This is a genomic window from Streptosporangium amethystogenes (assembly GCF_000721075.1).
Classification (GTDB): domain Bacteria; phylum Actinomycetota; class Actinomycetes; order Streptosporangiales; family Streptosporangiaceae; genus Streptosporangium; species Streptosporangium amethystogenes.
The window spans coordinates 110,072-134,933 of the sequence record NZ_JOEQ01000023.1; the positions used below are offsets into that span (position 1 = coordinate 110,072).

A 24,862-nucleotide genomic window follows, 5' to 3' on the forward strand; every position below is an offset into this window, starting at 1 on the left:
GAGCCGGGAGATTCCCAGCCTCACGGGTCAGGTTTCCCGCACGAACGGCCGACGGCGACATGTTCGAGTGCGGGCCGCTTCCCCCGCCCCTCTCCCACCGAGCGGACTCCTCCACGAGTCGACTGCCCGAGAAGGGGCCTGACCAGCACAGTAATCTCTAGTTCAAGCAAACTCCAGAAGGGAGTTCCATGACGGAACAGACCAGAAGTGTCGAACGGCACGAAAACCCTCGTATGACCGACGATCCCCCCGCGGACGAAGCGCCTCCCGAAGACGAGGCATCCCCCGCGAACAGTGAGCCCCGCGCGCCGCTGCGGCGCGTCGTCGGCCTGTTCCGCCCCTATCGGGGCCGGCTGATCATCGTGGGCGCCCTCATCGGAGCGTCCTCGCTCGTCTCGCTGGCCTCGCCGTTCATGCTCCGCGCGGTGCTCGACGACGCCATCCCGCACGGTCGGACCGGCCTGCTGACACTGCTCGTCCTCGGCATGGTCGCGGTCGCCGTCGCCACCAGCGTGCTCGACGTCATCCAGATGCTGATCTCCAACGGGGTCGGCCAGCGCGTCATGCACGACCTGCGCACCGCCGTCTACGGCCACCTGCAGCGCATGTCCATGGCCTTCTTCACCCGCACCAGGACCGGCGAGGTGCAGTCGCGCATCGCCAGCGACATCGGCGGCATGCAACTGGTGGTCACCTCCACCGCCGCCGCGATCGTCTCCAACCTGACCACCGTGATCGCGACGGTCATCGCAATGCTCGTGCTGGACTGGCGGCTGACCGTGGTGTCGCTGCTGCTGCTCCCGCTCTTCGTCGGCATCAGCCGCAGGGTCGGCCGGGAACGCAGGAAGATCACCTCCGAGCGGCAGCGGAAGATGGCCGCCTTGTCGTCGATGATCCAGGAGTCGCTGTCGATCAGCGGCATCCTGCTGGGACGGACGATGGGCCAGGGCCCCGAGCTCACCAGACGGTTCTCCGTCGCCTCGGACGAACTGTCCGTCCTGGAACTCCGCTCCAGCATGGCCGGGCGCTGGCGGCAGTCCACCATCCAGATCATCATGGCGGCCATGCCCGCGATGATCTACTGGGCCACCGGACTGACCTCGGCGATCTCCATCGGCACCGTCGTCGCCTTCACCACCCTGCAGCTGAACCTGTTCCGCCCCTCGGTGTCACTGCTCCGGCTCGGTGTCGACGTGCAGAGCTCTCTGGCGCTGTTCGCCCGGGTCTTCGAGTACCTGGACCTGGCCGTGGACATCCACCCCGGCACCCACACGCCGAAGAGCGTACGCGGCGAGATCCGCTTCGAGCACGTCGACTTCTCCTACGGAGAGACCCCGACCCTGTCGGACATCGACCTCGTCGTTCCCGCGGGCACCACCCTGGCCGTGGTCGGCGAGACCGGCTCGGGCAAGACCACGCTGAGCTACCTGCTGCCCCGGCTGTACGACGTGACCGGCGGGCGGATCACCATCGACGGAGTGGACGTGCGCGAGCTGACCTTCGAGGCCCTGGCCCAGACGGTCGGCGTGGTCTCCCAGGAGACCTACCTGTTCCACTCCTCGATCGCCGACAACCTGCGGTTCGCCAACCCCTCGGCCACCGACGAGGAGATCGTCTCCGCCGCCCGGGCCGCCCGGATCCACGACCACATCGCGTCACTGCCCGAGGGGTACGAGACCATGGTCGGCGAGCGCGGCTACCGCTTCTCCGGCGGCGAGAAGCAGCGCCTGGCCATCGCCAGGACGCTGCTGCGCGACCCGCCCGTACTGGTCCTCGACGAGGCCACCAGCGCCCTGGACACCCAGACCGAGCGCGCCGTCCAGGAGGCGCTGGACACCCTGTCGCGCGGCCGGACCACCATCACGATCGCCCACCGCCTGTCGACGATCCGCGACGCCGACCAGATCGTGGTCCTCGACCGGGGCCGTATCGTCGAACGCGGCAGCCACGACGATCTCCTCGCCGCCGGCGGCCCCTACGCCGCCCTGGTCAACCGCGACCGCTCCCTCACCACGGCCTGACCGGGGTGAGCGGCGGCCCCCGTTAGATTTGACCCCACGGCGTCGGACGCCTCGCCATCCCCATCGACTGTTGAAGGACAATCCGCATGAACAGCCTCTCGCGGACCGCCCAACCGACCTTCCGCGCCGCCACCGACGCGGACGTCATCCCCCTGGTCTCCCTGGTCGAGTCGGCCTATCGGGGCGAGTCGAGCCTGGCCGGTTGGACGAGCGAGGCGAGCCTGCTGGGCGGGCAGCGGACGGACGCCGGTGGCGTGGCCGCCGCGGTGCGGAACCCGGACGGCCGGGTACTGGTCGTGGAGTCGGAGGGCGAGATCATCGCCTGCTGCCAGGTGGAGCACCGGGGCGGACACGCGTACTTCGGGATGTTCGCGGTACGCCCCACGCTGCAGGGCGGCGGCCTCGGTAAGGCGGTCCTCGCCGAGGCCGAGCGTCTCGCCCGCGACGAGTGGGGGGTGGACGAGATGCGCATGACGGTGATCTCGGTCCGCGAGGAACTGCTGGCCTGGTACGTGCGCCGGGGCTACATCCGCACCGGCGAGACGGCCCCCTTCCCCTACGGCGACGAGAGCTTCGGCCTGCCGACCAGGGACGACCTGGAGTTCGAGGTGCTGGTCAAGAAGCTCGGCTGAGCGAGAGAGCCGTCTGTCCGGATGCGGACGACCGGTGACGGCTCGGCGGGCCTTGCCCGTGACCGGCGGCTCGCGGCGGTAGCGTGGCGAGGGTGAGCAAGCCCTACCTCGACCCCGTCACCTGGTACGCCACCCTGCCCACCGTGTTCACCTGCGCCTGCCTGCTGATCACCGACCCCGAGGACCGGGTGCTGCTGGTCAAGCCCAATTACCGGCCGACCTGGGACTTCCCCGGTGGGGTCGTGGAAGAGGGCGAGGCGCCCCACGCGTGCGCGAGGCGCGAGGTGACCGAGGAGCTCGGCGTGCCCGTCGAGGTGGGTGAACTCCTCGTGGTCCACTGGGCGCCACCGTCGGGGGAACGCCCCCGTTCACTGATCCACTTCGTGTTCGACGGCGGGGTGCTGAGCGATCCCGGCCAGATCAGCCCGGAGGCCGAGGAGCTTGACGAGGTGGCGTTCCTTCCGTGGCACACCGCCGCCACCCTCCTGGAGGAGAACGCCGCCACCCGCCTGAGCACCGCCCGCCTCGCCCGGCGCGAAGGACGTGCCGTCTATCTGTCGGACGAGTGACCGACGGGCCGGGCCTGACGGGCCGTCGTCGCGTTCAGGCCCCTCGGCTCAGGTGCCGGAGAAGTCGAACTCCCCGTCCTTGACGCCGCCGACGAACGCCTCCCACTCCGCGCGGGTATAAACGATCACTTCACCATCAGGCCGACGACTGTGCCGCACCGCCACCCGCCCACTACCGTCAGGCAACGGCCCGGCCTCCACACAGCTTCCGCCACCGTTCTCGCTCTTCGTGCTGATGTGCCAGGCCACACCGGCCAGTTCAGCGGAGCTGGGCTTGCTGTGCTCTTGCATCGCGTTCACCGCATTTCTTCTGCTATTGCGGAGATGAGCTCGGCCGAGTCTTCAGGGCCGAGGGCGAGCTTCTGTAAATTATCGTACGTCAGCATGAAGCTCTCAGCATCGGGTGATTCCACGTAAATAGCACCCTTCGGGGTCTCCGCATAGGCGACCTCAGGATAGGGATTCCTCATCGCCAGTATTCGGAAAGCACCTGTCGGGCTGGCATGCGCACCAGCACTGAACGGGAGCACTCGGATCTCGATATTCGGGCGGGCGGCGCACTCGATCAGATGACGTAGCTGCGCCATCTGACATTCCGGACCACCGACCTCACGGTGCAACACCGCTTCATCGATGATCGCTGACAGGCGTGGAGGGTCGTCACCTCGGAGGATCTCCTGACGAGTCATGCGTAACTCGACCCATCGCTCGATCTGCTGTTTTTCGGCACCGAACTCCGCCGCCGCAATCACCGCCCGCGCATACTCCTGCGTCTGAAACAACCCGAGAAGCAGTGTGTTGTCAAAGGAGCGGATCTCGGCCGCGCGGGACTCCAGCCACACATAGTCAACGAACGCACCGGCGACCTCGTTGGCGTACCCGTCCCACCAGCCCTTCTGCCAGACCTCCTGGCTGAGCTTCATCAGGCTCTCGCGCCGCCTGCCGTCGGCCACGCCGTACAGATCAAGGAGAGCCAGCAGGTCCGGGCGCCGGATCGGATACTCCCCCGATTCGAAGCGGCCCGCGGTGGACGGGTCTCGCTGGAGATACTCGGCCACATCCTTGAGCAACAGGGAGTTGGCCTCACGCAACTCTCGGAGTTGCTGGCCGAGCCACTGCGCTCGGAGCGTCACCCACTTCGGAGCAGCCATACCCACCTTCCAGGCTGGGCTGTACAGGCCAGAGCTTCGCCAGCCTGGCAAATACAGCTTGTGAACTTCGATAACCGCGTGTCTCTATACCCAACGTAGCCGCCCGCTCACAGAGAGCGCAAGAAATGGCAGCGTCCGACCACGGGACGGTCACGTGGTCACAGGAACACCAGGGAAGAGCAGGAGACCGGGGCGAGCCTCGCTGACAGGCCATGCCCGCCCCGGCCCCGATGCCGGAAGGAAGCACCCGAGATGGAGCACTTCAACGGTTCCGACTACCCGACTGTTTACCACGGCATGGCCTCGTGGCACGGCGAGACCGGAGGAGGCGGAGGCGGTTTGTCCTGGCAGTCCGATTCGCCGCTCAGCAGGGAGAAAGTGCGGGCACTGGCCGGAGGGCTGCCCCGCGTGTTCGCGCTGGTCCGGGAGGCCGAGGACGAGGAGATCATAGCGCGACTGGTGGCCTACGGGCTGGCCCTGCCGGGTGGCGACGCGGCCACCGTCGGCACGCCCCGGGGATTCGGTCGGTGGAAGAGCCCGCAGAGCGCGGCGTACCGGCTCGGCTCCGACCTCGTCTGGCTCGGCGACGGCGACGGCGACGGGTGACCGTACCCGCTTGGCAGGGGACGGCTCGGCGACTGAAGAGGCGGCCGCCGGGCCATGCTCCGACCTGTGGGTTTTCGGGCGCAAAACGGGTAGGGCCGGAATATGAGTCAAATGCCCCCGGACCGTAAAGGTCTAAGCGACGAGCAAGCGATCGAAGTCGAGGAGTGGACCGATGACCTCGGTCTTCACCACGAGATCCGCCCGGACGATCCCGGACATCAGGACACGCTTGACGAACGTCTCTGGCGTGAGGCCCCGAACCACGAACGGCGGCCCCCACGCGAGGAGGACCGCCTGGTGGCGCCCAATGAGGGTATCGGCCCGGACGAGACATCCGAGGAGTACGCCCGGGATGTCGGCCCCGACAGCGGAGACCTGTCAGCCGAGGAACGCGCCATCCACATCGAACCCGACTGATCCGGCTCGTTAGGGAAGTCCTTCGCGGTGTCCTCACCGAGGACGCCGTCAAAGCCATGTGTCCGGCTCCGCGAAGCATCCACGACCGGGTAGCCGATTCCGCGCAGGCACATGGCCCGATGTGCACGACCCCGCCCCCTGCTCCGCGAGCGGCCCGCGATCAACCTGCGACCCCGCCTCCCAGTGCCGCGACGAGGCCGGGGAAGTCGTCGATGACGTGGTCGGCCTCGGCCGCCTCGGGGCGGGCGGCGTGCAGGTGACCCCACGGGCCCCGGCGGATCAGCGCGGTCCACATTCCGGCCGCGCGGGCGGGCCGGACGTCGTTGTCGAGCCGGTCGCCCACGTAGAGGATCTCGCCGGCCTCCCGCCCCGACACCGCGACGACCTTCGCGAAGAACCCCGGATCGGGCTTGGAGACACCCCAGCCGTCGGAGGTGTGGATCGCGTCGACGGGCAGATCCATCGCGGCCAGCGCGTCGTAGGCCTGCGGCGGCTGGTTGCCCGCGATGATCAGCTCGTATCCGAGGTCGCGCAACGCCGCCAGGCCGGGCCGTACGTCCGGATAGAGGTCATCGGCGTCGAAGTTCACCCGGAGCCCGGCGGGGTCGTCCCGCTTCCACGCCTCCTGTTCCGCCTCGACGTCGAACCCGGGCCGCAGCAGCCCGAACGCGTCCTCGAACGACCGGTCGAGCGCGGCCATGCCGCCCAGCACACCGAGCATGGTGAACCGGGTGACGCCGAGCCGGTCGGCCCAGCGCGACCAGATCCGCGTCTCGTCGATCAGCGTCTCACCCACATCGAACACCAGCGCCCTGACCACGCCGCCCCCCTTCCCGAACCCGTCCGAATCCTAGCCCGGCCCAGCAAAACGGACACCCGGGGACCACTCCAGGGCGAGCACCCTCGTACGAACGCGCCCGGACACCGGCACCACCGCCCCTCTCGCCAAGCTGATCCATAACCGGAGGGCATGTGTCCCGGATCCAAAGAGAGCCCATGCGACACTTAGTGTGCTTACTCGAACACGGAGGGAGATAAGTCGATGACGGCAACGACACGGGGACGTCCCTCACACCATGTTTCCCCGAAGGATCCGCCACCCGCTCGCACCGCGCGGGATCTCCTCGAAACGCTGCCCCCCACCCCCGGCTTCCGCGCCGAAGTCATCGACGGGAGTCTGATCGTGAGCCCCGTGGGCACCCCCGAGCACAGCTGGAGCGCGACACTCCTCTCCTACGCATTGCAGCCGGTCGTCATGAAGCGCGACTGGCGAGCACACGTGGGCGGGGTGAACATCTGTATCGACGGCCCCCGGGACAGCCTCACCCCCGACTTCGTCATCGCCCCCGCGGACTGCCCGCGTTGGGGTGCCCTGGAGCTGCGCTCCTCCGATTTGATCATGGTCACCGAGGTCGTCTCCCCGGGGAGCGCCCGAACCGACCGCGACGACAAGCCCCGCATCTACGCCACGGGCGGGGTGCCGATCATGCTGCTCGTCGACCCGATCGCCACCCCTGGGACGGCAACGGTGCTCAGCGACCCCGAGGACGGCGCCTACCGGACCGTCACACGCGTCCAGCTGGGCAAACCGCTCCGGATCCCCTCCCCCGTCGACTTCGACCTCGACACCTCGATCTTCCTCTGACGTCCTTCCCCACCCGAAGACCGGAACACCGGCCCGCATTTCGGTGGCGAAAGGTCAGCGAGGTCCCGCGACAGCGGCATCACTCCCGACCGCGCCGCAGCCGATCCATCATCGCCGCGCATTTCTCTCATGACCGACGGCGCCCCATGGAACACTTAGAGTGCATGTTCGGACACGAAGGGATACCGGTTCATGGTGATGACAGCGTCTCAGCGATCCGCCCCGCGCACCGCGCCTCAGCCGCCCGCTCAGCCCGCCGCACCTGAGGACCGTCCACTACCTCGCACCCCGAGGGAGATCTTCGAGTCCCTTCCCCCTATCCGTGGCCTACGGGCCGAAGTCATCGACGGGAACCTGATCGTGAGTCCTTCCGCGACCCCCCGGCACGCGCGTATAGCACGATGCCTCAGCAGAGCCCTGATTTCCGTGGAGGACAAGAACAGCTGGGAGAGTTTCTCCGGCGATGTCGACATCTGCGTCGAAGGTCCACGAGACACCATCGTCCCTGATTACTGCCTGGTCCCCGTGAACGCTCCCCTCTGGGGAGATCGGGAGATCCTCTCCTCGGGGCTGATCCTGGTGGCGGAGATCGTCTCGCCCGGCTCCATGGAGATGGACCGCGGCACGAAGCCCCGGATCTACGCGGGCTGCGGCATCCCGATCATGCTGATCGTCGACCCCGTCGCCTCGCCGCCCACGGTCACCGTCCTCAGCGATCCCGAGGACGGCAGCTACCGGACCATGACCCACACCGAGATGGGCAAGCCGCTCCGGATCCCCTCCCCCGTCGACTTCGACCTCGACACCTCGATCTTCCTGTAACGACACCGACTCGACCTGCCCCACCCAGCGAGGGGTCGGCACCGGGATACGGCGCGGCGGAGCCACCAGCGGGTGAACACGTCTCGCTCCTGTCCGATGTGCCGGGGGCACCTCAACCTGACTTTTTGGCGGTATGTGGTGGTGGGGTGGGCAGTTGAACGACGATACGGAGTCCGCCCGTAGGACGCGGGACGATAGTGAGGGATCCGTCGTGTACTTGGATGATGCTCTTGACGATTGCCAGGCCCAGTCCGACGCCTGCGTGGTCATTGCGTATTCTTTCGGTGCCGCGCTGAAAGGGTTCGGTGAGTGTCGAGACCAACTGCGAGGAGAGCTTCTCGCCGCTGCTTTCGACAGTGAGCACCGCGGTCTCGGGGCGGACGCTGGTCTTGACCCACACGGTGCCCCGCTCGGGCAGGTTGTGCACGATGGCGTTGTGCACAAGGTTCGTCGTCATCTGCAGCAGGAGCGCTTGCGACCCGATAGCCGGGGTGATGTCACCGGAGGCATCGATGGTGACACCGCGTTTCTCGGCGAGCGGGAGCAGTGTTTCGACGGCCTCTTCTACGAGTAGGGACAGGTCGACAGGTTCTCGGGTGAAGGACCTCTGGTCAGCGCGGCTGAGCACGAGTAGCGCCTCGGTGAGGTCGATCGCCTGGGCGTTGACGGCACGAAGGCGGCCGACGAGTTCTCCATGGTCGTGTGTCGGATCGTGGCGGGCCACGTCGAGAAGTGCCTGCGAGATCGCAAGCGGGGTGCGCAGTTCGTGGGAGGCGTTGGCTGCGAATCTCTGCTGTTCGGCGACGTGTGCTTCGAGCCGTGCGAGCATGGCGTCGAAGGCGTCGGCGAGTTCACGGAACTCGTCTTTGCGGCCCTCCAACTGGATCCGGTGGGAGAGTGACCCGTCCGCGGCCATGCGGGTGGCGTCCGTGATGCGGGCCAGCGGGGCGAGCATGCGGCCGGCGAGAATCCATCCTCCCAGGAGACCGAACACCAGCATGAAGACCAGCACCGTGCCCATGGCCGGCGCGAAGTCGTGCAGGAGGATGAAGCGTTTGGGAACTAACCCCGCGATGATCCTACGCAGGAACACCCACACCGCCACGAGCAGCAGGGCTCCGGCAAGTATGAGGAATCCGGCATAGCTGAGGGTGAATTTGAGGCGAACGCTCAACCCGGGCGCTCTATCCACGGTCCCCCTCACCTCCGGTGTCTGGTTGAGTGCCGATGCGGTATCCGGTGCCGGGTAGCGTGGTGATGATCCAGGGTTCGCCGAGCCGTTTGCGCAGTGCCGAGACCGTGATGCGCACGGCGTTGGTGAACGGGTCTGCGTTCTCATCCCAGGCCCGCGCCAAGAGTTCTTCGGCGCTGACGACACCGCCTTCGGCGGCGACGAGGACTTCGAGCACGGCGAGCTGCTTCCTGGTCAGCGCGACGTAGCGGCCGTCGCGGTAGACCTCTCGGCGGAACGGATCCAGTCGCAGACCTGCGATCTCTCGCACGGGCGGCCTGTTGTACGCGCGCCTGCGGTCGAGTGCTCTGAGCCTGAGCACGAGTTCCTGGAGTTCGAACGGCTTGGTGAGGTAGTCGTCGGCGCCGAGCTCGAACCCGGTGGCCTTGTCATCGAGACGGTCGGCAGCGGTGAGCATGAGGATCGGCATGCCGCTGCCGGAGGCGACGATGCGTTGGGCGATCTCGTCGCCGGAGGGTCCGGGAATGTCTCGGTCGAGGACGGCGATGTCGTAGGCGTTGACGCTCAGCAGTTCCAGAGCGGTGTCGCCGTCACCTGCGATGTCTGCCGCGATCGCTGCCAGGCGTAGGCCGTCGCGGATGGCCTCTGCCATAAGGCGTTCGTCCTCAACGATCAACACACGCATGCTCCGAGGCTACGAGCCGGCGCATATCGTCGGCATATCGAAAACCACATACGTGCCGGCAACACCACGCTGCCTTGACTGGCGGCATGACGACCACCACCCGGCAGGCCGCCAGCGCGCGAGGCCTGACCAAGACCTACGGCCGGGGCGATGCCCAGGTGCATGCCCTGCGCGGCGTCGACCTCGACCTCCCACGAGGCAGGTTCACCGCGATCATGGGGCCGAGCGGATCGGGCAAGTCCACGCTGATGCACTGCCTGGCCGGACTCGACCAGGCCGGCGGCGGCACCGTCACCGTGGCCGGCATCGACCTCGGGTCACTCGACGACGACGCGCTCACGATCTTCCGCCGCGAGCACGTCGGCTTCGTGTTCCAGTCGTTCAACCTGCTGCCGATGCTCACCGCGGGAGAGAACATCATGCTCCCGCTTGAGCTGGGCAGTCGCCGGATCGACGACGCGGCGCGGGAGCGCGTGCACACGCTCGCCGATACCCTCGGCGTGGCCGACAGGCTCGGCCACCGGCCCGCGGAGCTGTCCGGCGGCCAGCAGCAGCGGGTCGCGATCGCCCGGGCACTGGTCACCCAGCCGGACCTGCTGTTCGCCGACGAGCCCACCGGAAACCTGGACAGCACTACGTCGGCGGAGGTGCTGGACCACCTGCGCCGGTCGGCGCGCGAACTCGGCCAGACCGTCGTGATGGTCACCCACGAGCGGGACGCGGCGGCGTACGCCGACGACGTGGTCACCATGCAGGACGGGCGGATCGTCTGATGCGTACCGTCTTCCTCGCGTCGCTGCGCACCCACCTCCGCAGGTACGTCGCAGCGGTGGTCGCGGTCGCCGTCGCCGTCGCCTTCGTCGTTGTGGTCGGTGTGCTCACGTCCGGGGCATACAGCGGACTCATGGACGGCCTGGGGGCGCCGTACCGCAATGCCGACCACGTGGTCTCGGCGGCGGGGTGGCCATCGTTCGAGCTGGACCCGGAGGCCGCGATCGCATTCACCGAGCGACACGGTGAGAACGCGGCCGCGACCGGCCGGGCAACGCTGCCGGCGCGCGCGAACGGCCGGCGGCTCTCCGAAACGACCGTGGGGCCGATCGCCATCTTGGAGGAGTGGCGCTGGCAGGAGCTCAGCTCGGGTCGCTTCCCAGCGAGCACGGGCGAGGCGGTGGTGGACGTGTATTTCGCCCTGGCCGAGAACATCGCGGTCGGCAACCGGGTTCGGATCGGCGAGGGCGCCGCCGCGCGCGACGTACGAGTGGTCGGTCTGGTGGAGTCGCCCTCACCCCCGGCCCAGGCCTCGATGTACGTCACCTGGCCGCAGTTGCTGCGGTGGCGCGACCACCTCCATCTGAACGCGGTGGCGGTGCGCGGGGAGGTAGGTCAGCTCCCGGAAGGTGCGAAGGCGCAGTCGCCGGAGGGTTTCGCCGCGGAGCGGCTGACCTATGTCCAGAACAGGGTGAACAGCTTGTCGGTGATGCTGCTGTTGTTCGCCGGCATCGCGCTCTTCGTCTCGGTCCTGGTCATCGCGAACACGTTCTCCATCCTGTTGGCGCAACGACTCCGCGACTTCGCGCTGCTGCGCTGCGTCGGCGCGACCCGGCGGCAGGTGGTGCGTTCGGTACGCCGCGAGGCGGCCGTCGTCGGGGTGCTCGCGTCACTGGCCGGGACACTGGCCGGCGTCGGTCTCGGCTACGGGCTGATCGCCCTGATCGGCACCCTCGCGCCGACCGTCCCGGTGGGTGCCGCCGAGTTGCCCACGCTCTGGCTGCTGGGCGGGTTCGCCATCGGCCTGGCGGTCACCATGGTCGCGTCCTGGTTGCCGGTCCGGCGTGTGGTCCGGGTGAGCCCGCTGGCGGCGTTGCGCCCGGATGCCGCGGTCGACGTACACACGGCCACCGGCCTGGTGCGGCTGGCGCTCGCTACGATCCTCCTGGTCACCGGGCCGGCCCTGCTCGGGGTGGCGATGGCCCAGGACAGTACGGCGCTCATGGTGGCAGGCGGAGGATCGGTGTTCACCGGCGTACTCCTCTTCGGGCCGGTGCTCGTTCCCCGCCTGGTCCGGATCATCGGCGCGCTGCTCGGCCCCGCCGGGCGGCTGGCGACCAAGAACGCTGTGCGCAATCCGCGGCGGACCGCCACCACCACCGCCTCCCTGCTGGTCGGCGTCACCCTGACGACCGCCGTACTCACCGGGATGACCACGTGGCGTTCGTCGTTGGATGAGCAGATCGGTAGGGACCACCCCATCGATGTCGCGCTCACCTCGCCCAAGGAGCCGGTCACCACTGACCTCCTCGACCGGGTACATCACACTCCCGGTGTGGAGCAGGCCGTTCCAGTGGGCGGCGCCGTGGCCCGGGTGACCGGGCTCGACGAACCGATCCTGGTTGTCACCGCGCCGGCCGCGATGCACGTGGCCCGCGACGGCGGGGCGTTCGCCCGGGTGGAGCCGGAGAAGATCAGAGTCGATTCCGAGGCCTTCGGCAAGGACCTGAGTCTCCGGCCCGGTGACCGGGTCACGGTGCGCGTCGGCGACCGGCAAGCCCGGTTGCAGGTCGCCGTCGGCACCGGCTGGGGCCCGGCGGGCGTGGTCGCGCCCGAGACACTGGCGACGCTCACCGACGCCCCCGAGCCGCATGCCATCTGGATCCGCGCCTCCTCCGGCGCCGATCCGGCTCGACTCGGCAGTGATCTGGACGAGCTGGCCGATCCGGTTGGTGCGACGATCGAGAACGGGTTGCGGACCTGGGAGTCGCTGGACCAACAGCTGGGAATCTACACCTGGTCAGCGCTCGGCCTGCTCGGCATCGCCGTCGTGATCGCCCTGATCGGGATCGCGAACACCCTGGGGCTCTCCGTGCTCGAACGCGCCCGCGAACACGCGATGCTGCGCGCGCTCGGGCTCACCCGCAGGCAGCTGCGGCGGATGCTGGCGACCGAGGCGGTGCTGCTGTCGGTGGTGGCCACCCTGCTCGGCACCGTGATCGGCGTCGGGTTCGCCTGGGTCGGCTACGAGACGTTCGTGACGCGGGCTCTCAGCGACGCCACCATGCGGGTCCCCTGGCTCTCACTCGGCGTCGTCGTCCTCATCGCCGCCCTGGCCGGACTCCTCGCCGCTGTTCTCCCGGCACGCCGGGCCGCCCGGACGACTCCGGCCACAGGGCTGTCCCTCGACTGAAACTCCTCGTCGATCGCCTGGCCGTCGGCTGAGGAAGTCCGCCATGCGCGGCACCGGGTATGGACGAGTTCCTTCTTGATCGGATTCACTGGCGGCCGATCTTGTCGAGTTCGGCGAGGTCCTCGGGGGAGAGCCGGAGTCCCGCGCCGGTGACGTTCTCGCGCAGGTGCGCCGTTGACGAGGTTCCGGGGATGAGCAGGATGTTCGGCGACCGCTGCAGCAGCCAGGCCAGGGCGACGGACATCGGTGTCGCATTCAGCCGGTCGGCCATGCTGGAAAGCGCCGAGGACTGCAGGGGGCTGAAGCCGCCGAGTGGGAAGAAGGGCACGTAGGCGATGCCCTGTTCGGCGAGCTCGTCGATCAGCTTGTCGTCCTGGCGGTAGGCGAGGTTGTACATGTTCTGCACGCACACGATCGGCGCGATCGCGCGTGCCTCGGCGACCTGCTCCGCCGTCGCGTTGCTCACGCCGAGGTGCCGGATCAGGCCCTGCTGCTGGAGCTCGACGAGTGTTTCGAAGGGCGCGGCGAGCGAGCCGGGCTGGGGTCCTTGAGCGTCACCCAGTCGGAGGTTGACCAGATCGAGCACGTCGACGCCGAGATCTTCGAGGTTCTCGTGGATGGCGCGACGCAGATCCTCGGGCTTGCGGGCCGGGGGCCAGCCGCCCTGCTGGTCGCGGTCGGCACCGACCTTGGTCACCATGTGCAGCGCTTCGGGGTAGGGGTGCAGCGCTTCACGGATGAGTTGGTTGGTGAAGCGCGGCCCGTAGGCGCCTGCGGTGTCGATGTGCGTGATCCCGAGGTCCCTGACCTCGCGGAGGACTGCGAGTGCGGCGTCGCGGTCAGCCGGCGGACCCATGACCCCGGGGCCGGCGAGCTGCATGGCGCCGTAGCCGAACCGGGAGACGGACAGGTCGCCCAAGGTCCAGGTGCCGCCGGGAAGGGAGCGGGAGGGCATGTTCGTACCTCTGTCTTTCGTGGTGTGCTGCGAAGGTGCCACCCAGCCTGGGGGAGTAACCTTCTAAAGGGAAGTAGGCACCTAAAAGTGCGTAGGGCACCTTAAGGCAGCAAAGGAGCCGGCAGTGGCGACAACGACGGCGGCCCGGCAGCGGGCACAGTCCAAGGTGGAGTACGACGCTTTCCTGGCGGCGTGTCCGAGCCGCGAACTGCTCAACCGGATCTCCGGCAAATGGGTTGCACTGATCCTCGCTGCCCTCGGCAGCGACGGCCCGCATCGGCCAGGTGACGACTGCGCCGGCGAGCCCCGGTCGATGCGCTACTCGGAGCTGTCCCGCATGCTGGCGGGTGTCAGTCAGAAGATGCTCACCCAGACGCTGCGCTCGCTGGAGCGCGACGGACTCGTCAGCCGCGCCGTGGTGCCCACCGTGCCCATCACGGTCACGTACGAGCTGACCGACCTGGGCATCTCGCTGCATCGCATGATACGCGGCCTGAAAACCTGGGCCGAGACCCACATGGACGACGTGATCGCCAACCGCGCGACGTACGACACCAGGGCTGACTGAACGACGCCCCGGCGCCGACATCGTGAAGGCGTTCAACCAGTTTCCCGCGGATCCGGGGCAGGCCACCGCCACGCTCTGTGCCCGGCTGGGAACCACCCTCTCCCAGGAGGAGTGGACAAGGCTGATCCCCGAATCGTCCTACCGGGAGGTCTGCCCGAATGCCACAGTCCCGGGGACCCGCTGAAGACGACCGCGTTGCGGTGCACAGCACTGTGGCACGACAGCCGCTCCCCCGCCCAGGCGGGCGAACCGGCTCAGAGTTTCTCCATCGCCTTGCGGATGCGCTTGTCGGAGATCGAGTACGGGGTGCCAAGGGTCTGGGCGAAGTAGCTGACCCTGAGCTCCTCGATCATCCAGCGGATCTGCCGGACGTCGTCGTCGGAGCGGCGGGCCGGGGGGAGCTTCTCGACCAGCTCGTGGTAGTCGTCCTCGATGTCGTGCACCTTGTCCATCCGCTCCCCGTCGCGGAACGCGTCCTCGTGCACCTTCTCCAGCCGCCGCTCGGCTCCCTTGAGATAGCGGAGCAGGTCGGGCAGGCGCTTGTGGCCGGTCTCGGTGACGAAGCCCGGGTAGACCAGGTTGGCCACCTGGTCGCGGATGTCCTCGATCGCGGGCGTCGAGCGGGACTCGGGCAGCAGCGTCGAGACGGTGTGCCAGACCTTGAGGATGCTCTCGACCCTGGCCACCACCTCTGCCGTGGTGTCGAAGAGTTCGGCGCGCACCTTGTCGCGCAGGGCGGTGAAGGCGGACTCCTCCCAGACCGGCCCGCCGTACTCGTTCATGAGATGGTCGGCGGCGCAGGCGATGCAGTCGTCGAAGAGGGCGACGGCGCCGGCGTGCGGGCTCCGGCTCAGGGCGAGCTTGGACTGGTTGCCGAGGCGGCCGAGCACCCATTTGGCCGGGGACGGGGTGTTGAGCAGCAGCAGCCTGCGGGTGCCCTCCCACATGGCCCGGCGCTGCTCGGCCTCGGTCTCGAACATTCGTACCGCCACGGTGGCGCCCTCGTCGGCGAGTGCCGGATAGGCCTTCATCCTGCGCTGCTCGAACGTCTTGGGCAGCGCGCCCACGGTCCACCCCGTCAGACCGGTTCTCTCCAGGCCGTCGGCGGCCTTGGAGAGGGTCTGGCGGAGTTTGGGGGCGAGGCGCCGCTTGAGGTCGGCCAGGTCCTTGCTCTCGGCCAGCTTCTGCTTGCGGCCGTCGATCACCCGGAAGGTGATCTTGAGGTGGTCGGGGACCAGGTCCGGCTGCCAGTTCTCGCGGGTCACCTGGAAGCCGGTCAGGTTGAGCAGCTCGCGCTCCAGCACCGCGAGCAGCGGCTCCTGGGTGGGCTCGGCCCGCTCCAGGACCTTCTTGGCGTAGTTGGGGGCGGGGACGAAGTTGCGCCGGATGTTCTTGGGCAGGCTGCGGATGAGCGCGGTGAGCAACTCCTCGCGCAGTCCGGGGATCTGCCAGTCGAACCCTTCGACGTTGACCTGGTTGAGCAGCGCGAGCGGGATGTGCGCGGTGACGCCGTCGGCGTCGGTGCCGGGCTCGAACTGGTACGTCAGCGGGAAGCGCAGGCCGCCCTGGCGCCACACGTCGGGGTAGTCGCGCCGGCTGACGTCGCCGGCCGACTCGCTGATCAGCATCGACTTCTCGAAGCTGAGCAGGTCGGGCTGGTCGGCGCGGGCCTTCTTCCACCAGGAGTCGAAGTGCCGGCCGGAGACGACGTCGGCGGGAACGCGCTGGTCGTAGAAGTCGAACAGGGTCTCGTCGTCGACGAGGATGTCGCGGCGCCTGGCCCGCTCCTCCAGTTCCTCGACCTCTTCGAGGAGCTTGCGGTTCTCGGCGAAGAAGGCGTGATGGGTCTCCCAGTCGCCCTCGACCAGGGCGTGCCGGATGAACAGCTCCCGGCTCAGCTCGGGGTCGATGCGGCCGTAGTTGACCTTGCGCTGGGCCACGATCGGCACCCCGTACAGGGTGACCTTCTCGTACGCCATCACCGAGCCCTGCTTCTTCTCCCAGTGCGGCTCGGAGTAGGTGCGTTTGATCAGGTGCGCGGCGAGCGGCTCGACCCACTCGGGTTCGATCTTGGCGTTGACCCGGGCCCAGAGCCGGGAGGTCTCCACCAGCTCGGCGGACATCACCCAGAGCGGCTGCTTCTTGGCGAGCGCGGAACCCGGGAAGATCGCGAACCGGGCGTTGCGCGCGCCGACGTACTCGGTCATCGGCCTGCGCGGCTCGTTCGCGCCGCGGCGGGCGCCGGGCTCCGCGGTCTTCTTGTCGATGTCCTTGACGCCGACGTGGGAGAGCAGGCCGGAGAGCAGGGAGATGTGGATCCTCTGCTCGTCGCCGGGGGTGCTGTTGAGGGCGATGCCGAGGGTCTTCGACATCTGGCGTAGCTGGCCGTAGACGTCCTGCCACTCGCGGACCCGCAGGTAGTTGAGGAACTCCGCCTTGCACAGGCGCCGGAACGCGCTGGAGGAGAGCTCCTTCTGCTGCTCCTGCAGGTAGTTCCACAGGTTCAGGTACGAGACGAAGTCGGACTCCTTGTCGGCGAACCGGCGGTGCTTGTCGTCGGCGGCCTGCTGCTTGTCGGCCGGGCGCTCGCGCGGGTCCTGGATCGACAGGGCGGAGGCGATGACCATGACCTCGCGGACGCAGCCGTTGTGGTCGGCCTCCAGCACCATGCGGGCCAGTCGCGGGTCGACGGGAAGCCCGGCCAGCTTGCGGCCGAGCGGGGTCATCTGCCGCCCCTGGTCGAAGGCGCCCAGTTCCTGGAGCAGGTCGTAGCCGTCCCTGACCTGGCGCTGGTCGGGCGGCTCGACGAACGGGAAGGCCCCGATGTCGCCCAGGCCGATCGAGGTCATCTGCAGGATGACCGAGGCGAGGTTGGTACGGAGGATCTCCGGGTCGGTGAACTCCGGCCGGGTGACGAAGTCGTCCTCCTCGTACAGCCGGATGCAGATGCCGTCGGAGACCCGGCCGCAGCGGCCCTTGCGCTGGTTGGCCGAGGCCTGGGAGATCGCCTCGATGGGGAGGCGCTGGACCTTGGTGCGGTGGCTGTAGCGGGAGATGCGGGCGAATCCGGGGTCGACCACGTACTTGATGCCGGGCACGGTCAGCGAGGTCTCGGCCACGTTGGTGGCCAGCACGACCCGGCGCCTGGTGTGCCGCTGGAAGACCTTGTGCTGCTCGGCGGCGGACAGTCTGGCGTACAGCGGCAGGATCTCGGCGTCCTTGCGCTTGGCGAGCGCCTCGGCGGTGTCGCGGATCTCCCGCTCGCCGCTGAGGAAGACCAGGATGTCGCCGGGTCCCTCGGCGCACAGCTCGTCGACGGCGTTGCCGATCGCCTGGATCTGGTCGTCGTCCTCGGCGATCGGCCGGTAACGCACCTCGACGGGGTAGGTCCGGCCGGAGACCTCCACGATCGGCGCGTCGCCGAAGTGCTTGGAGAAGCGCTCGGGGTCGATGGTCGCCGAGGTGATGATCACCTTCAGGTCGGGGCGGCGCGGCAGGAGTTGCTTGAGGTAGCCCAGGATGAAGTCGATGTTGAGGCTGCGCTCGTGCGCCTCGTCGATAATCAGCGTGTCGTACTGGTCGAGGTCGCGGTCGTTCTGCAGCTCGGCCAGCAGGATGCCGTCCGTCATGACCTTGACGAGCGTGCCGTCGCTCACCTGGTCGGTGAAGCGCACCTTGTAGCCCACGGCGTCGCCGAGCGGGGTGTCGAGCTCCTCGGCGACGCGCTCGGCCACGGTACGGGCGGCGATCCGGCGGGGCTGGGTGTGCCCGATCAGCCCCCTGACGCCCCGGCCGAGCTCCAGGCAGATCTTCGGCAGCTGGGTGGTCTTGCCCGAGCCGGTCTCGCCGGCGACGATCACGACCTGGTTGTCGCGGATCGCCTCCAGGATGTCGTCCTTGCGCTGGCTGACCGGCAGCGCCTCCGGATAGGTGACCGTGGGGACGCCGGCGCGACGCCGGGCGACCCGGCGCTCGGCCCGCTCGATGTCGGCGGCGATCTCGGCGGTGATCTTCTGCTGCGCGGCCCGGTTTCTGACCTTGCGGGCCCCGTCGAGCCTGCGTCGTAACCGCCGCTGGTCACGGAGCGTGAGCTCGGGCAGGCGGGTGTGCAGCTCGGAGAGCGGAGATGTCAAAGGAGGCGTTCCCATACTGAAACCCAGGATACTTTCGGCCCGCGCCTGACGGCTCACGCGTGCCCTTCGAAGGCCCCCGTGTGAAGCCCCAACCGTCCATGCTGCCCGACCCGCCGCCTCCCCGCATCCCAATATCCGCCCCGCCGGAAAAGAGAACGGCTCCGCCGCCCCCGGTGGGGGCGGCGGAGCTTCGCAGGTCGGGCCCCGCGGGGGGCGGGGCCCGGGATCAGCGGACTACGGGAGCGCCGGGTAGGCGTTCTGCAGGAGCTGACGGAACTGGGCGGAGAACCACTGGCCGGAGATCGGCGCGTCGGCCAGGGCACCGCTCATGCTGTTGCCGTTGCGCGCGTTGCCGGTGTAGGTCGGGTCGCACATCCGGTCGAAGCCCTTGCCCTCGTTGTTCGGGATCTCCTTGCTGGAGCCGTCGGACTCACCCGGGGGCTTGATCCAGACGTAGGCGTCCAGACCGGCGGCGGGGCTGGCCTGCGGGCGCTCGCCCAGACCGGCACCGCTCTGGTTGCACCAGTTGCCGGCGTGGATCCGGCGGTCCACCCTCGACTCGTTGACGAAGGTGTTCACGACGGTGGAGGTGCTGGCAGCGGCCGGGCGGGCCGAGCCTCCCCAGCCGTTACGGGAGGTGTCGATCAGCATGCCGATGTTCGACTTGAAGCCCTTCTGGATGAGCGTGTTCCGGAAGCCCTGGGCGAAGGAGAGCTCGTCGACGTAGAAGTTCCAGTCGACCCAGCTGGACTGGCGGACGCTCTGGCCGTTGACCAGGGTGTTGATGGTGAAGTGCGGCTCCTTGAGAGCCGAGTAGTTGGCGGTGTTGGTGATGAAGCCGTCCACGCTGTCGAAGCCCTTGACGGTGCCGGAGACGGTGCTCGCGAACAGGTCGGCGGACGGGCCGAAGTTGGTGTCCCAGCCGAGCCAGCCGTGGTGACCGGCGTCGATGTAGGTGTAGACGTTGCTGATCGCGTGCAGCTTGTCCAGGGCGTAGCGGACGCCGTTGACGTAGGCGCCGCTGTCCTTGGCCTCCTGGCACTTGGCCAAGTTGAGGTTGGTGATCAGGTTGGGCAGCGAGTCGATCTCGACGATCGACACGATCCGCAGGGCCGCGTACTTGGGCTCGGCCATGATCGCGGCGATCGGGTCGATGTACTCGGTCTTGTAGCGGTTCAGGCCGTTCTCGGCGATGAGCAGCTCACCGTTGGAGGCCAGCGCCGAGCAGTCCCGGTTGGGCAGGTTGTAGATGACGAACTGGATCGTCAGCGGCTTGCTGCCGTTGGCCGCGTCCTGGCGGAGCGCCTCGTCGAGGTGGGCGCGGAGGCCCATGGCCGAGGAGGAGCCGGCGATGGCGGCGATGCGGTCCAGCCACACACCGGTGGAGACGTTGGCGACCGCGCTGCCGCCCGGCTCGGCGGCGGCCTTGGCCGACCAGTCGGGGTTCACATAACCGGTGGCGTCGGCGTACGGGTTGTCGACGTGACCGACCGGCGGGTTGCCGTCGTCGTCGGCCTCGGTGGCGGTGACCGTGGCGCCGGTGTAGCCGCTGGCGGCGGCCGTGATGGTGGCGGTGCCGTTGGTCTGGTCTGCGTCCTGGGCCGCCGAGACCGTCACGTTCTGCGCCGTGTTCCAGTTGGCGGTGGTGAAGCTCAGCGTGGAGGGCGAGATGGTGATGTCGCTGTCACCGGTCTTGCTCAGGTTGACCGTGACGCCGCCACTCGGTGCCTGGCTGAGCTTGAAGCCGACGGTCGCGGAGCCACCCTCGGGGACGCTGACGGAGGTCGGGGAGGCGACGATCGACGGGGTCGAGGTGCCGGCCACGGTGAAGGGGACCGCGGCGGTCTCGGTGGACAGCGCCGGGGAGGCGTTGTCGTACGCCTTGGCCTTGGCGGTGTGGGAGCCGGCCGCCAGGCCCGTGGCGGAGTAGGAATAGGGGGCGGTGGTGTCGGTGTCGACCAGCGCGTTGTCGACGTAGAACTCGACCTTGCTGACCGCGCCGTCGTCACTGGCGGTCGCCGTGAGCGGTACGGCGGCACCGCTCTGGTAGGAGGCGCCCGAGGCGGGGCTGGTCAGGCTGACCGTGGGCGGCTGGTTGCCGGGGGTGGTCCCGCCACAGGCCACACCGTTGATCGTGAAGGAGCTCGGCTTGGGGTTGGTACCGGACCAGCTGCCGTTGAAGCCGATGCTGGTGGAGGCGGCCTGGCCGCTCTGCGCCCAGGTGGCGCTCCAGCCCTGGGTGACCTTCTGGGTGGTCGTCGGGAAGCTGAACCCGAGGGTCCACCGTGGTCGCCGCCCGATTACGCCAGGCGTGGCGACGCGAATTGACTCTCATACGTGATCATCTCCAGGACGATGGTGGGAGCGCTCCCATAGTCCGGATGTTTCACCCGTGTGTACAGCTTGTTGCACGTTGGGGCCCCTGAATTAGGACCGCCCCGGCCCCTGACCTCACCGAACGGGTTTCTAACCCGATGAAAGTTTCAGAGCCCTGTTCACGACCGGTCCGGAATGGTGCGTGGATCTCCTTGCCCACCGCGACCGCCCGGACGGCGCCCCCGCCGCGTCGCCTCCGGTCTCCGTGGCCGGAAGGAGACCGTCCGGGCCGGTGCGCCGGCCTGCTCAGCCCGCGGGGCGGTCGCCGCGCTTGGCGCGCTGGATGAGCTCGTAGACATGGGCCCGGAGCTCGGCGAAACGGGGCAGGGAGCGGGTGGTGAGCTGGTCGCGATCGTCCGGCAGGTCGACGGCGACCTCTTCGAGCACGACCGTCGGCGAGTTGGACAGCACGATGACGCGCTGGCCGAGATAGACCGACTCGTCGATGTCGTGGGTGACGAACAGCACGGTGACCCCGAGGCGCCGCCACAGAGTGCGGACGAGATCTTCGAGGTCGGCGCGGGTCTGCGCGTCGACGGCGGCGAAGGGTTCGTCCATCAGCAGGATGTGCGGCTCGTAGGCGACCGCACGGGCGATGGCCACCCGCTGCTGCATGCCGCCCGACAGCTGCCAGGGGTGGGCGTTGTGGACGTCGGCCAGGCCGACGGCCTCCAGCGCCTGTTCGACGAGCCGCCGGCGTTCGGCCTTGGGGACCTTCTTCTCCTTCAGCGGGAGTTCGACGTTCTGCCGCACGGTCATCCAGGGGAACAGGCTTCGGCCGTACTCCTGGAACACGACGGCCATTCCGCGGGGCGGGCCGGTCACCTTCTCGCCGTCGAGCACCACCTCGCCCGCGGTGCTGTTCAGCAGCCCGGCGACGCATCTCAGCAGGGTGGTCTTGCCCGCCCCGGAGGGCCCGACGATGCAGACCAGCTCTCCGGGCGCGATGCTGAAGGTCAGGTTGCGGACCGCCTCGACACTGCGGCTCCCGCCGCTGTACACCTTGCGCAGGTCACGTACGTCGAGCAGCGCGGTGGCGCCGATGGGTGTGGTGGTCATGTCAGCCCTTTGTCCGTTGCGACATGCGCAGACCGGTGTACCAGCTCAGTGCCCGGCTCTCCACCGCCCGGAAGATCACCGAAAGGACGACGCCGATCAGTCCGAGCATGATGATCCCGGTCCACATCTGCGGGATCGCGAAGCTGCGCTGAAACTGGATGATGGTGAACCCCACGCCGTTGCTCGCGGCGAACATCTCACTGATCACCATCAGGATGATGCCGATGGACAGTGCCTGCCGCGCTCCGGCGGCGATCTGCGGGCTCGCTCCCCGCAGCACCAGATGGACGAGCCTCGATCGGGGTCGCAGCCGGTAACAGCGGGCGGTGTCGCGCAGTACCTCGTCCAGGGCGCGCACTCCCTCCACCGTGTTCAGCAGCACCGGCCAGACACATCCGGAAACGATGACCAGCACCTTCATCTCGTTCCCGATACCGGCGAACAGCATCAGGATCGGTACGAGCACCGGTGCGGGGATCGCCCGGAAGAACTCCAGGACCGGCTCCACCAGGGCCCGCAGCGTCCGCCAGGACCCGATCTCGGTGCCCAGCCCCACCCCCAGCGCCACGGCCACCAGGTAGCCCACCAGCAGCCGCGCCAGGCTGGGCAGCACATCGGCGGTGAACCTGCCGGTGAACCAGGTCTCGCCGAACGTGCGAAGTATCTGCTCCAGCGGCGGCCAGAAGAAGTTCGTGCTGTCGGCCGTCGTCAGCCACCAGGTCGCGACCAGCAGCACCGGCAGAGCCGGTAGCAGCAGAATCCTCAGGCCCCTACCCGGATCCCTCACTACGGCACCTCCGTACGGATCGAGGGGTGCCAACGCAGCGACCGGCGTTCACCGGCGCGCGCGATCACGTTGACCACCACACCCACCAGACCGACCACGATGACCAGGGCGTACATCGACGCCACCGCACCCGAGGTCTGTGCCACCGCGATCTGCCTGCCGAGCCCGGGGGATCCGATGATCAGCTCACCGGTGATCTCCAGGATCAGTGCCACCGCGGCCCCCAGCCGGAACCCGGTCATCACGTACGGCAGCGCGGTCGGCCAGATCACCGTGCGGACCTGGGTCAGCGGACTGAACCGGTACGAGCGCGCGGTCTCCCGCGCGACCGGGTCCACGTCCCGCACCCCGTACAGAACCTGCACCAGCACCTGCCAGAAGGCGGCGTACACCACCAGCAGCAGCGTCGAGCGCATGTCCGTGCCGAACAGGAGCACGGCCAGCGGGATCAACGCCACCGAGGGGATCGGGCGCAGGAACTCGATTGTCGAGGTCATCGCCGCCCGCAGCAGCGGGATGCCGCCGATCAGGATCCCGAGCACCACACCCGCCGCCATCGCGACCGAGAGGCCGATCGCCCAGCCGCGCAACGTCTCCAGCAGGGCCTGCCAGAATTCCGCCGTCCCGGCCTGCGCCGCCAACGCCGAGAGCATGTCACTGAACGGCGGCAGGAACCGCTCGTCCACCAGCCCGGCTCTGGGCACCAGTTCCAGGATCGCCACGAACCCTGCCAGACCGATCAGGCCCAGCAGCCAGACGGGCAACGGACGGCGGCGGCCCTCGTCCCGTCCCCGCATCGTCACGGCAGCAGCTCGTTGACGTTCGGCGCGGTCTGGATGAGGCCGTCCTGCAGAGCGAGCTGGATCAACGTCTCCAGCGACTTGGTGTTGATCTCCGCGGGGAAGGTCGGGAGCGTGAGCGAGCCGGTCAGCGCCGAGTCAATCTTCGTGTACGTGAGCAGCACCTTGCGCGCGGCGTCAGGGTTGTCGGTGGCGTACTTCAGCGACTTCTGCATCGCGGCGGTGAAGCGCTTCACCAGGTCGGGCTTGGCGGTGGCGGTCTGCTCGGAGGTGAAGTACCCGGCGATGGTCAGCCCGGGAGCGGCGTCCACGTAGTTCGACGCGATCACGCGGTCGCCGTTCTTCAGCGCGGTCGCCAGGAACGGCTCGACGATCTGGACCGCGTCGACGTTTCCCGCCTCCAGGGCCGCGAGCATGTCCGGGAAGGCCAGCTCGACGAAGTTCACGTTCTTCGGGTCTCCGCCGGCGGCCCGGATCGAGGCCCGGACCGTGGTGTCGTTGATGTTGCCCAGCGTGTTGACCGCGACGCGCTTGCCGACCAGGTCGGCGGCCGACTTCAGCGGGCTGTCGGCCTTGACCACCACCCCGCCGAAGTCCTTGCCCTGCTCCCCCGTCGACCCCGCGCCGGGTGCGACGACCTTGAGGGGAAGTCCCTTGGAACGGGCGATGACCAGCGAGGTCAGGTTGCTGAACCCGAACTCCACCTGACCGCTGACGACGGCGGGCACGATGGCGGCACCGCCCTGGGCGGGCGCGAGTTCCAGCTTCAGGCCTTCCTCCTCGAAGAAGCCCTGCTCCACGCCGAGGTAGATGGGGGCCACGTCGACGATGGGGATGACGCTGACCTTCACCGAGGTGGGGCCGGACGAAGCACCGGCGGCGGGTGCGCCCGACGGTCCCGCCTGCCCTCCCCCGCATGCCGCGAGGAACAGGACTGAGGCAGCTGCCATGGCTACACGGAATCTGATCACGGTACTTCTCCAGGACGTCGGTGAAGTTGGGGGGAATTGACGTCGGCGCTCGTCGTGGTCGCGGGAGGCACGTCGGCTGGGCGAGTCTTCCCTCACCGTCCACCGGCGGGCGGCGACGCGGAAACCTCCGGACCCGTACGGGTTTCGGTAGCGGTGCTACCGCACTGAGGGACGACAACCGACCGGCGGCTGCTCTCCCCGACCATAAGGCTGCTTTATGAGGACGACGCTATAAATCATGTACGCGATTGTCAACGATTTTTTCACCAAACGGCGAACCAAGCTTGTG

Annotated in this window: 22 protein-coding genes and 1 pseudogene; 10 read left to right on the forward strand and 13 right to left on the reverse strand. The window is 68.3% G+C overall.

The annotated features are described in order from the left end of the window. Nucleotides 1-233 precede the first annotated feature (233 nt). From IG98_RS0128355 to IG98_RS0128365, 3 genes are all read left to right on the forward strand, one after another. Nucleotides 234-2,021, forward strand: coding sequence for an ABC transporter ATP-binding protein (locus IG98_RS0128355; protein WP_030918708.1), 1,788 nt, complete (start codon nucleotides 234-236; stop codon nucleotides 2,019-2,021). Between the two features lie 86 nt (nucleotides 2,022-2,107). After that, a complete protein-coding gene (locus IG98_RS0128360) occupies nucleotides 2,108-2,653 on the forward strand; it encodes a GNAT family N-acetyltransferase (protein WP_030918711.1) in 546 nt (181 codons plus the stop codon). Nucleotides 2,654-2,745: 92 nt separating this feature from the next. Further along, entirely contained in the window at nucleotides 2,746-3,222 is a 477-nt protein-coding gene (locus IG98_RS0128365; protein WP_030918714.1) for an NUDIX domain-containing protein, read from the forward strand. A 48-nt stretch (nucleotides 3,223-3,270) separates the two neighbouring features. On the opposite strand, the gene IG98_RS0128370 is transcribed toward IG98_RS0128365, so the two are convergent. Together IG98_RS0128370 and IG98_RS0128375 are read right to left on the reverse strand one after the other, a co-directional pair. Further along, nucleotides 3,271-3,513 (reverse strand): DUF397 domain-containing protein, encoded by a 243-nt coding sequence (locus tag IG98_RS0128370; protein WP_051753080.1) that lies wholly within the window; start codon nucleotides 3,511-3,513, stop codon nucleotides 3,271-3,273. Nucleotides 3,514-3,518: 5 nt separating this feature from the next. Continuing rightward, entirely contained in the window at nucleotides 3,519-4,373 is an 855-nt protein-coding gene (locus tag IG98_RS0128375) for a helix-turn-helix domain-containing protein (protein ID WP_030918720.1), read from the reverse strand. A gap of 252 nt (nucleotides 4,374-4,625) precedes the next feature. On the opposite strand from IG98_RS0128375, the gene IG98_RS0128380 reads away from it, so the two are divergent. Together IG98_RS0128380 and IG98_RS54385 are read left to right on the forward strand one after the other, a co-directional pair. After that, nucleotides 4,626-4,979: a hypothetical protein gene (locus IG98_RS0128380; protein WP_030918723.1), complete on the forward strand. Its 354-nt coding sequence runs from the start codon at nucleotides 4,626-4,628 to the stop codon at nucleotides 4,977-4,979. A 111-nt stretch (nucleotides 4,980-5,090) separates the two neighbouring features. After that, complete coding sequence (locus IG98_RS54385; protein WP_281178537.1) at nucleotides 5,091-5,396, forward strand: DUF5709 domain-containing protein; 306 nt, start codon at nucleotides 5,091-5,093, stop codon at nucleotides 5,394-5,396. A gap of 160 nt (nucleotides 5,397-5,556) precedes the next feature. On the opposite strand, the gene IG98_RS0128390 is transcribed toward IG98_RS54385, so the two are convergent. Then, on the reverse strand, nucleotides 5,557-6,216 hold the full coding sequence (locus IG98_RS0128390; RefSeq protein ID WP_030918731.1) for an HAD family hydrolase: 660 nt from the start codon (nucleotides 6,214-6,216) through the stop codon (nucleotides 5,557-5,559). Nucleotides 6,217-6,438: 222 nt separating this feature from the next. Between IG98_RS0128390 and IG98_RS47435 the strand changes: the two genes are divergently transcribed. Continuing rightward, nucleotides 6,439-7,041, forward strand: coding sequence for a Uma2 family endonuclease (locus IG98_RS47435; RefSeq protein ID WP_084195716.1), 603 nt, complete (start codon nucleotides 6,439-6,441; stop codon nucleotides 7,039-7,041). Nucleotides 7,042-7,239: 198 nt separating this feature from the next. Continuing rightward, nucleotides 7,240-7,863, forward strand: a complete 624-nt coding sequence (locus IG98_RS49160; protein ID WP_245651749.1) for a Uma2 family endonuclease — start codon at nucleotides 7,240-7,242, stop codon at nucleotides 7,861-7,863. Nucleotides 7,864-7,975: 112 nt separating this feature from the next. On the opposite strand, the gene IG98_RS0128405 is transcribed toward IG98_RS49160, so the two are convergent. Continuing rightward, nucleotides 7,976-9,037 carry a sensor histidine kinase gene (locus tag IG98_RS0128405; protein WP_281178538.1) on the reverse strand — a complete coding sequence of 354 codons (1,062 nt, stop codon included), beginning with the start codon at nucleotides 9,035-9,037 and terminating at the stop codon, nucleotides 7,976-7,978. A 10-nt stretch (nucleotides 9,038-9,047) separates the two neighbouring features. Then, a complete protein-coding gene (locus tag IG98_RS0128410; RefSeq protein WP_030918746.1) occupies nucleotides 9,048-9,740 on the reverse strand; it encodes a response regulator transcription factor in 693 nt (230 codons plus the stop codon). 86 nt (nucleotides 9,741-9,826) lie between these two features. Here IG98_RS0128410 and IG98_RS0128415 point away from each other — a divergent pair, with 86 nt between their 5' ends. Both IG98_RS0128415 and IG98_RS0128420 read left to right on the forward strand, forming a co-directional pair. Then, nucleotides 9,827-10,513, forward strand: a complete 687-nt coding sequence (locus IG98_RS0128415; protein ID WP_030918749.1) for an ABC transporter ATP-binding protein — start codon at nucleotides 9,827-9,829, stop codon at nucleotides 10,511-10,513. Continuing rightward, nucleotides 10,513-12,924 carry an ABC transporter permease gene (locus tag IG98_RS0128420; protein ID WP_030918752.1) on the forward strand — a complete coding sequence of 804 codons (2,412 nt, stop codon included), beginning with the start codon at nucleotides 10,513-10,515 and terminating at the stop codon, nucleotides 12,922-12,924. Before IG98_RS0128415 ends, IG98_RS0128420 begins: the two co-directional genes overlap by 1 nt. Nucleotides 12,925-13,009: 85 nt before the next feature. Here IG98_RS0128420 and IG98_RS0128425 read toward each other — a convergent pair whose 3' ends face one another. Next, nucleotides 13,010-13,879 (reverse strand): aldo/keto reductase family oxidoreductase, encoded by an 870-nt coding sequence (locus IG98_RS0128425; protein WP_030918755.1) that lies wholly within the window; start codon nucleotides 13,877-13,879, stop codon nucleotides 13,010-13,012. 124 nt (nucleotides 13,880-14,003) lie between these two features. Here IG98_RS0128425 and IG98_RS0128430 point away from each other — a divergent pair, with 124 nt between their 5' ends. Next, a complete protein-coding gene (locus IG98_RS0128430; RefSeq protein WP_030918759.1) occupies nucleotides 14,004-14,447 on the forward strand; it encodes a winged helix-turn-helix transcriptional regulator in 444 nt (147 codons plus the stop codon). 254 nt (nucleotides 14,448-14,701) lie between these two features. Here the strand turns inward: IG98_RS0128430 and hrpA are convergent, their stop codons facing one another. The 7 genes and pseudogenes from hrpA to IG98_RS0128465 all read right to left on the reverse strand — a co-directional run bounded on the left by hrpA (nucleotide 14,702) and on the right by IG98_RS0128465 (nucleotide 24,552). Beyond that, nucleotides 14,702-18,595 carry an ATP-dependent RNA helicase HrpA gene (hrpA, locus tag IG98_RS0128435; RefSeq protein WP_030918762.1) on the reverse strand — a complete coding sequence of 1,298 codons (3,894 nt, stop codon included), beginning with the start codon at nucleotides 18,593-18,595 and terminating at the stop codon, nucleotides 14,702-14,704. A gap of 219 nt (nucleotides 18,596-18,814) precedes the next feature. Continuing rightward, entirely contained in the window at nucleotides 18,815-20,704 is a 1,890-nt protein-coding gene (locus tag IG98_RS45425; RefSeq protein WP_211264131.1) for a glycoside hydrolase family 6 protein, read from the reverse strand. 51 nt (nucleotides 20,705-20,755) lie between these two features. Continuing rightward, a pseudogene (locus IG98_RS54640) lies at nucleotides 20,756-20,905 on the reverse strand (cellulose binding domain-containing protein); the annotation flags it as partial. 297 nt (nucleotides 20,906-21,202) lie between these two features. Next, nucleotides 21,203-22,015, reverse strand: a complete 813-nt coding sequence (locus IG98_RS0128450) for an ABC transporter ATP-binding protein (protein WP_030918770.1) — start codon at nucleotides 22,013-22,015, stop codon at nucleotides 21,203-21,205. A gap of 1 nt (nucleotide 22,016) precedes the next feature. Further along, on the reverse strand, nucleotides 22,017-22,802 hold the full coding sequence (locus IG98_RS0128455; RefSeq protein ID WP_030918772.1) for an ABC transporter permease: 786 nt from the start codon (nucleotides 22,800-22,802) through the stop codon (nucleotides 22,017-22,019). Then, the gene (locus IG98_RS0128460; RefSeq protein ID WP_030918774.1) at nucleotides 22,802-23,599 is read right to left on the reverse strand and encodes an ABC transporter permease; all 798 of its coding nucleotides are present in this window, start codon (nucleotides 23,597-23,599) and stop codon (nucleotides 22,802-22,804) included. The genes IG98_RS0128455 and IG98_RS0128460 overlap by 1 nt, the downstream gene beginning before the upstream one ends. A 2-nt stretch (nucleotides 23,600-23,601) precedes the next feature. Then, nucleotides 23,602-24,552 carry an ABC transporter substrate-binding protein gene (locus IG98_RS0128465; protein ID WP_030918776.1) on the reverse strand — a complete coding sequence of 317 codons (951 nt, stop codon included), beginning with the start codon at nucleotides 24,550-24,552 and terminating at the stop codon, nucleotides 23,602-23,604. Nucleotides 24,553-24,862 lie beyond the last annotated feature (310 nt).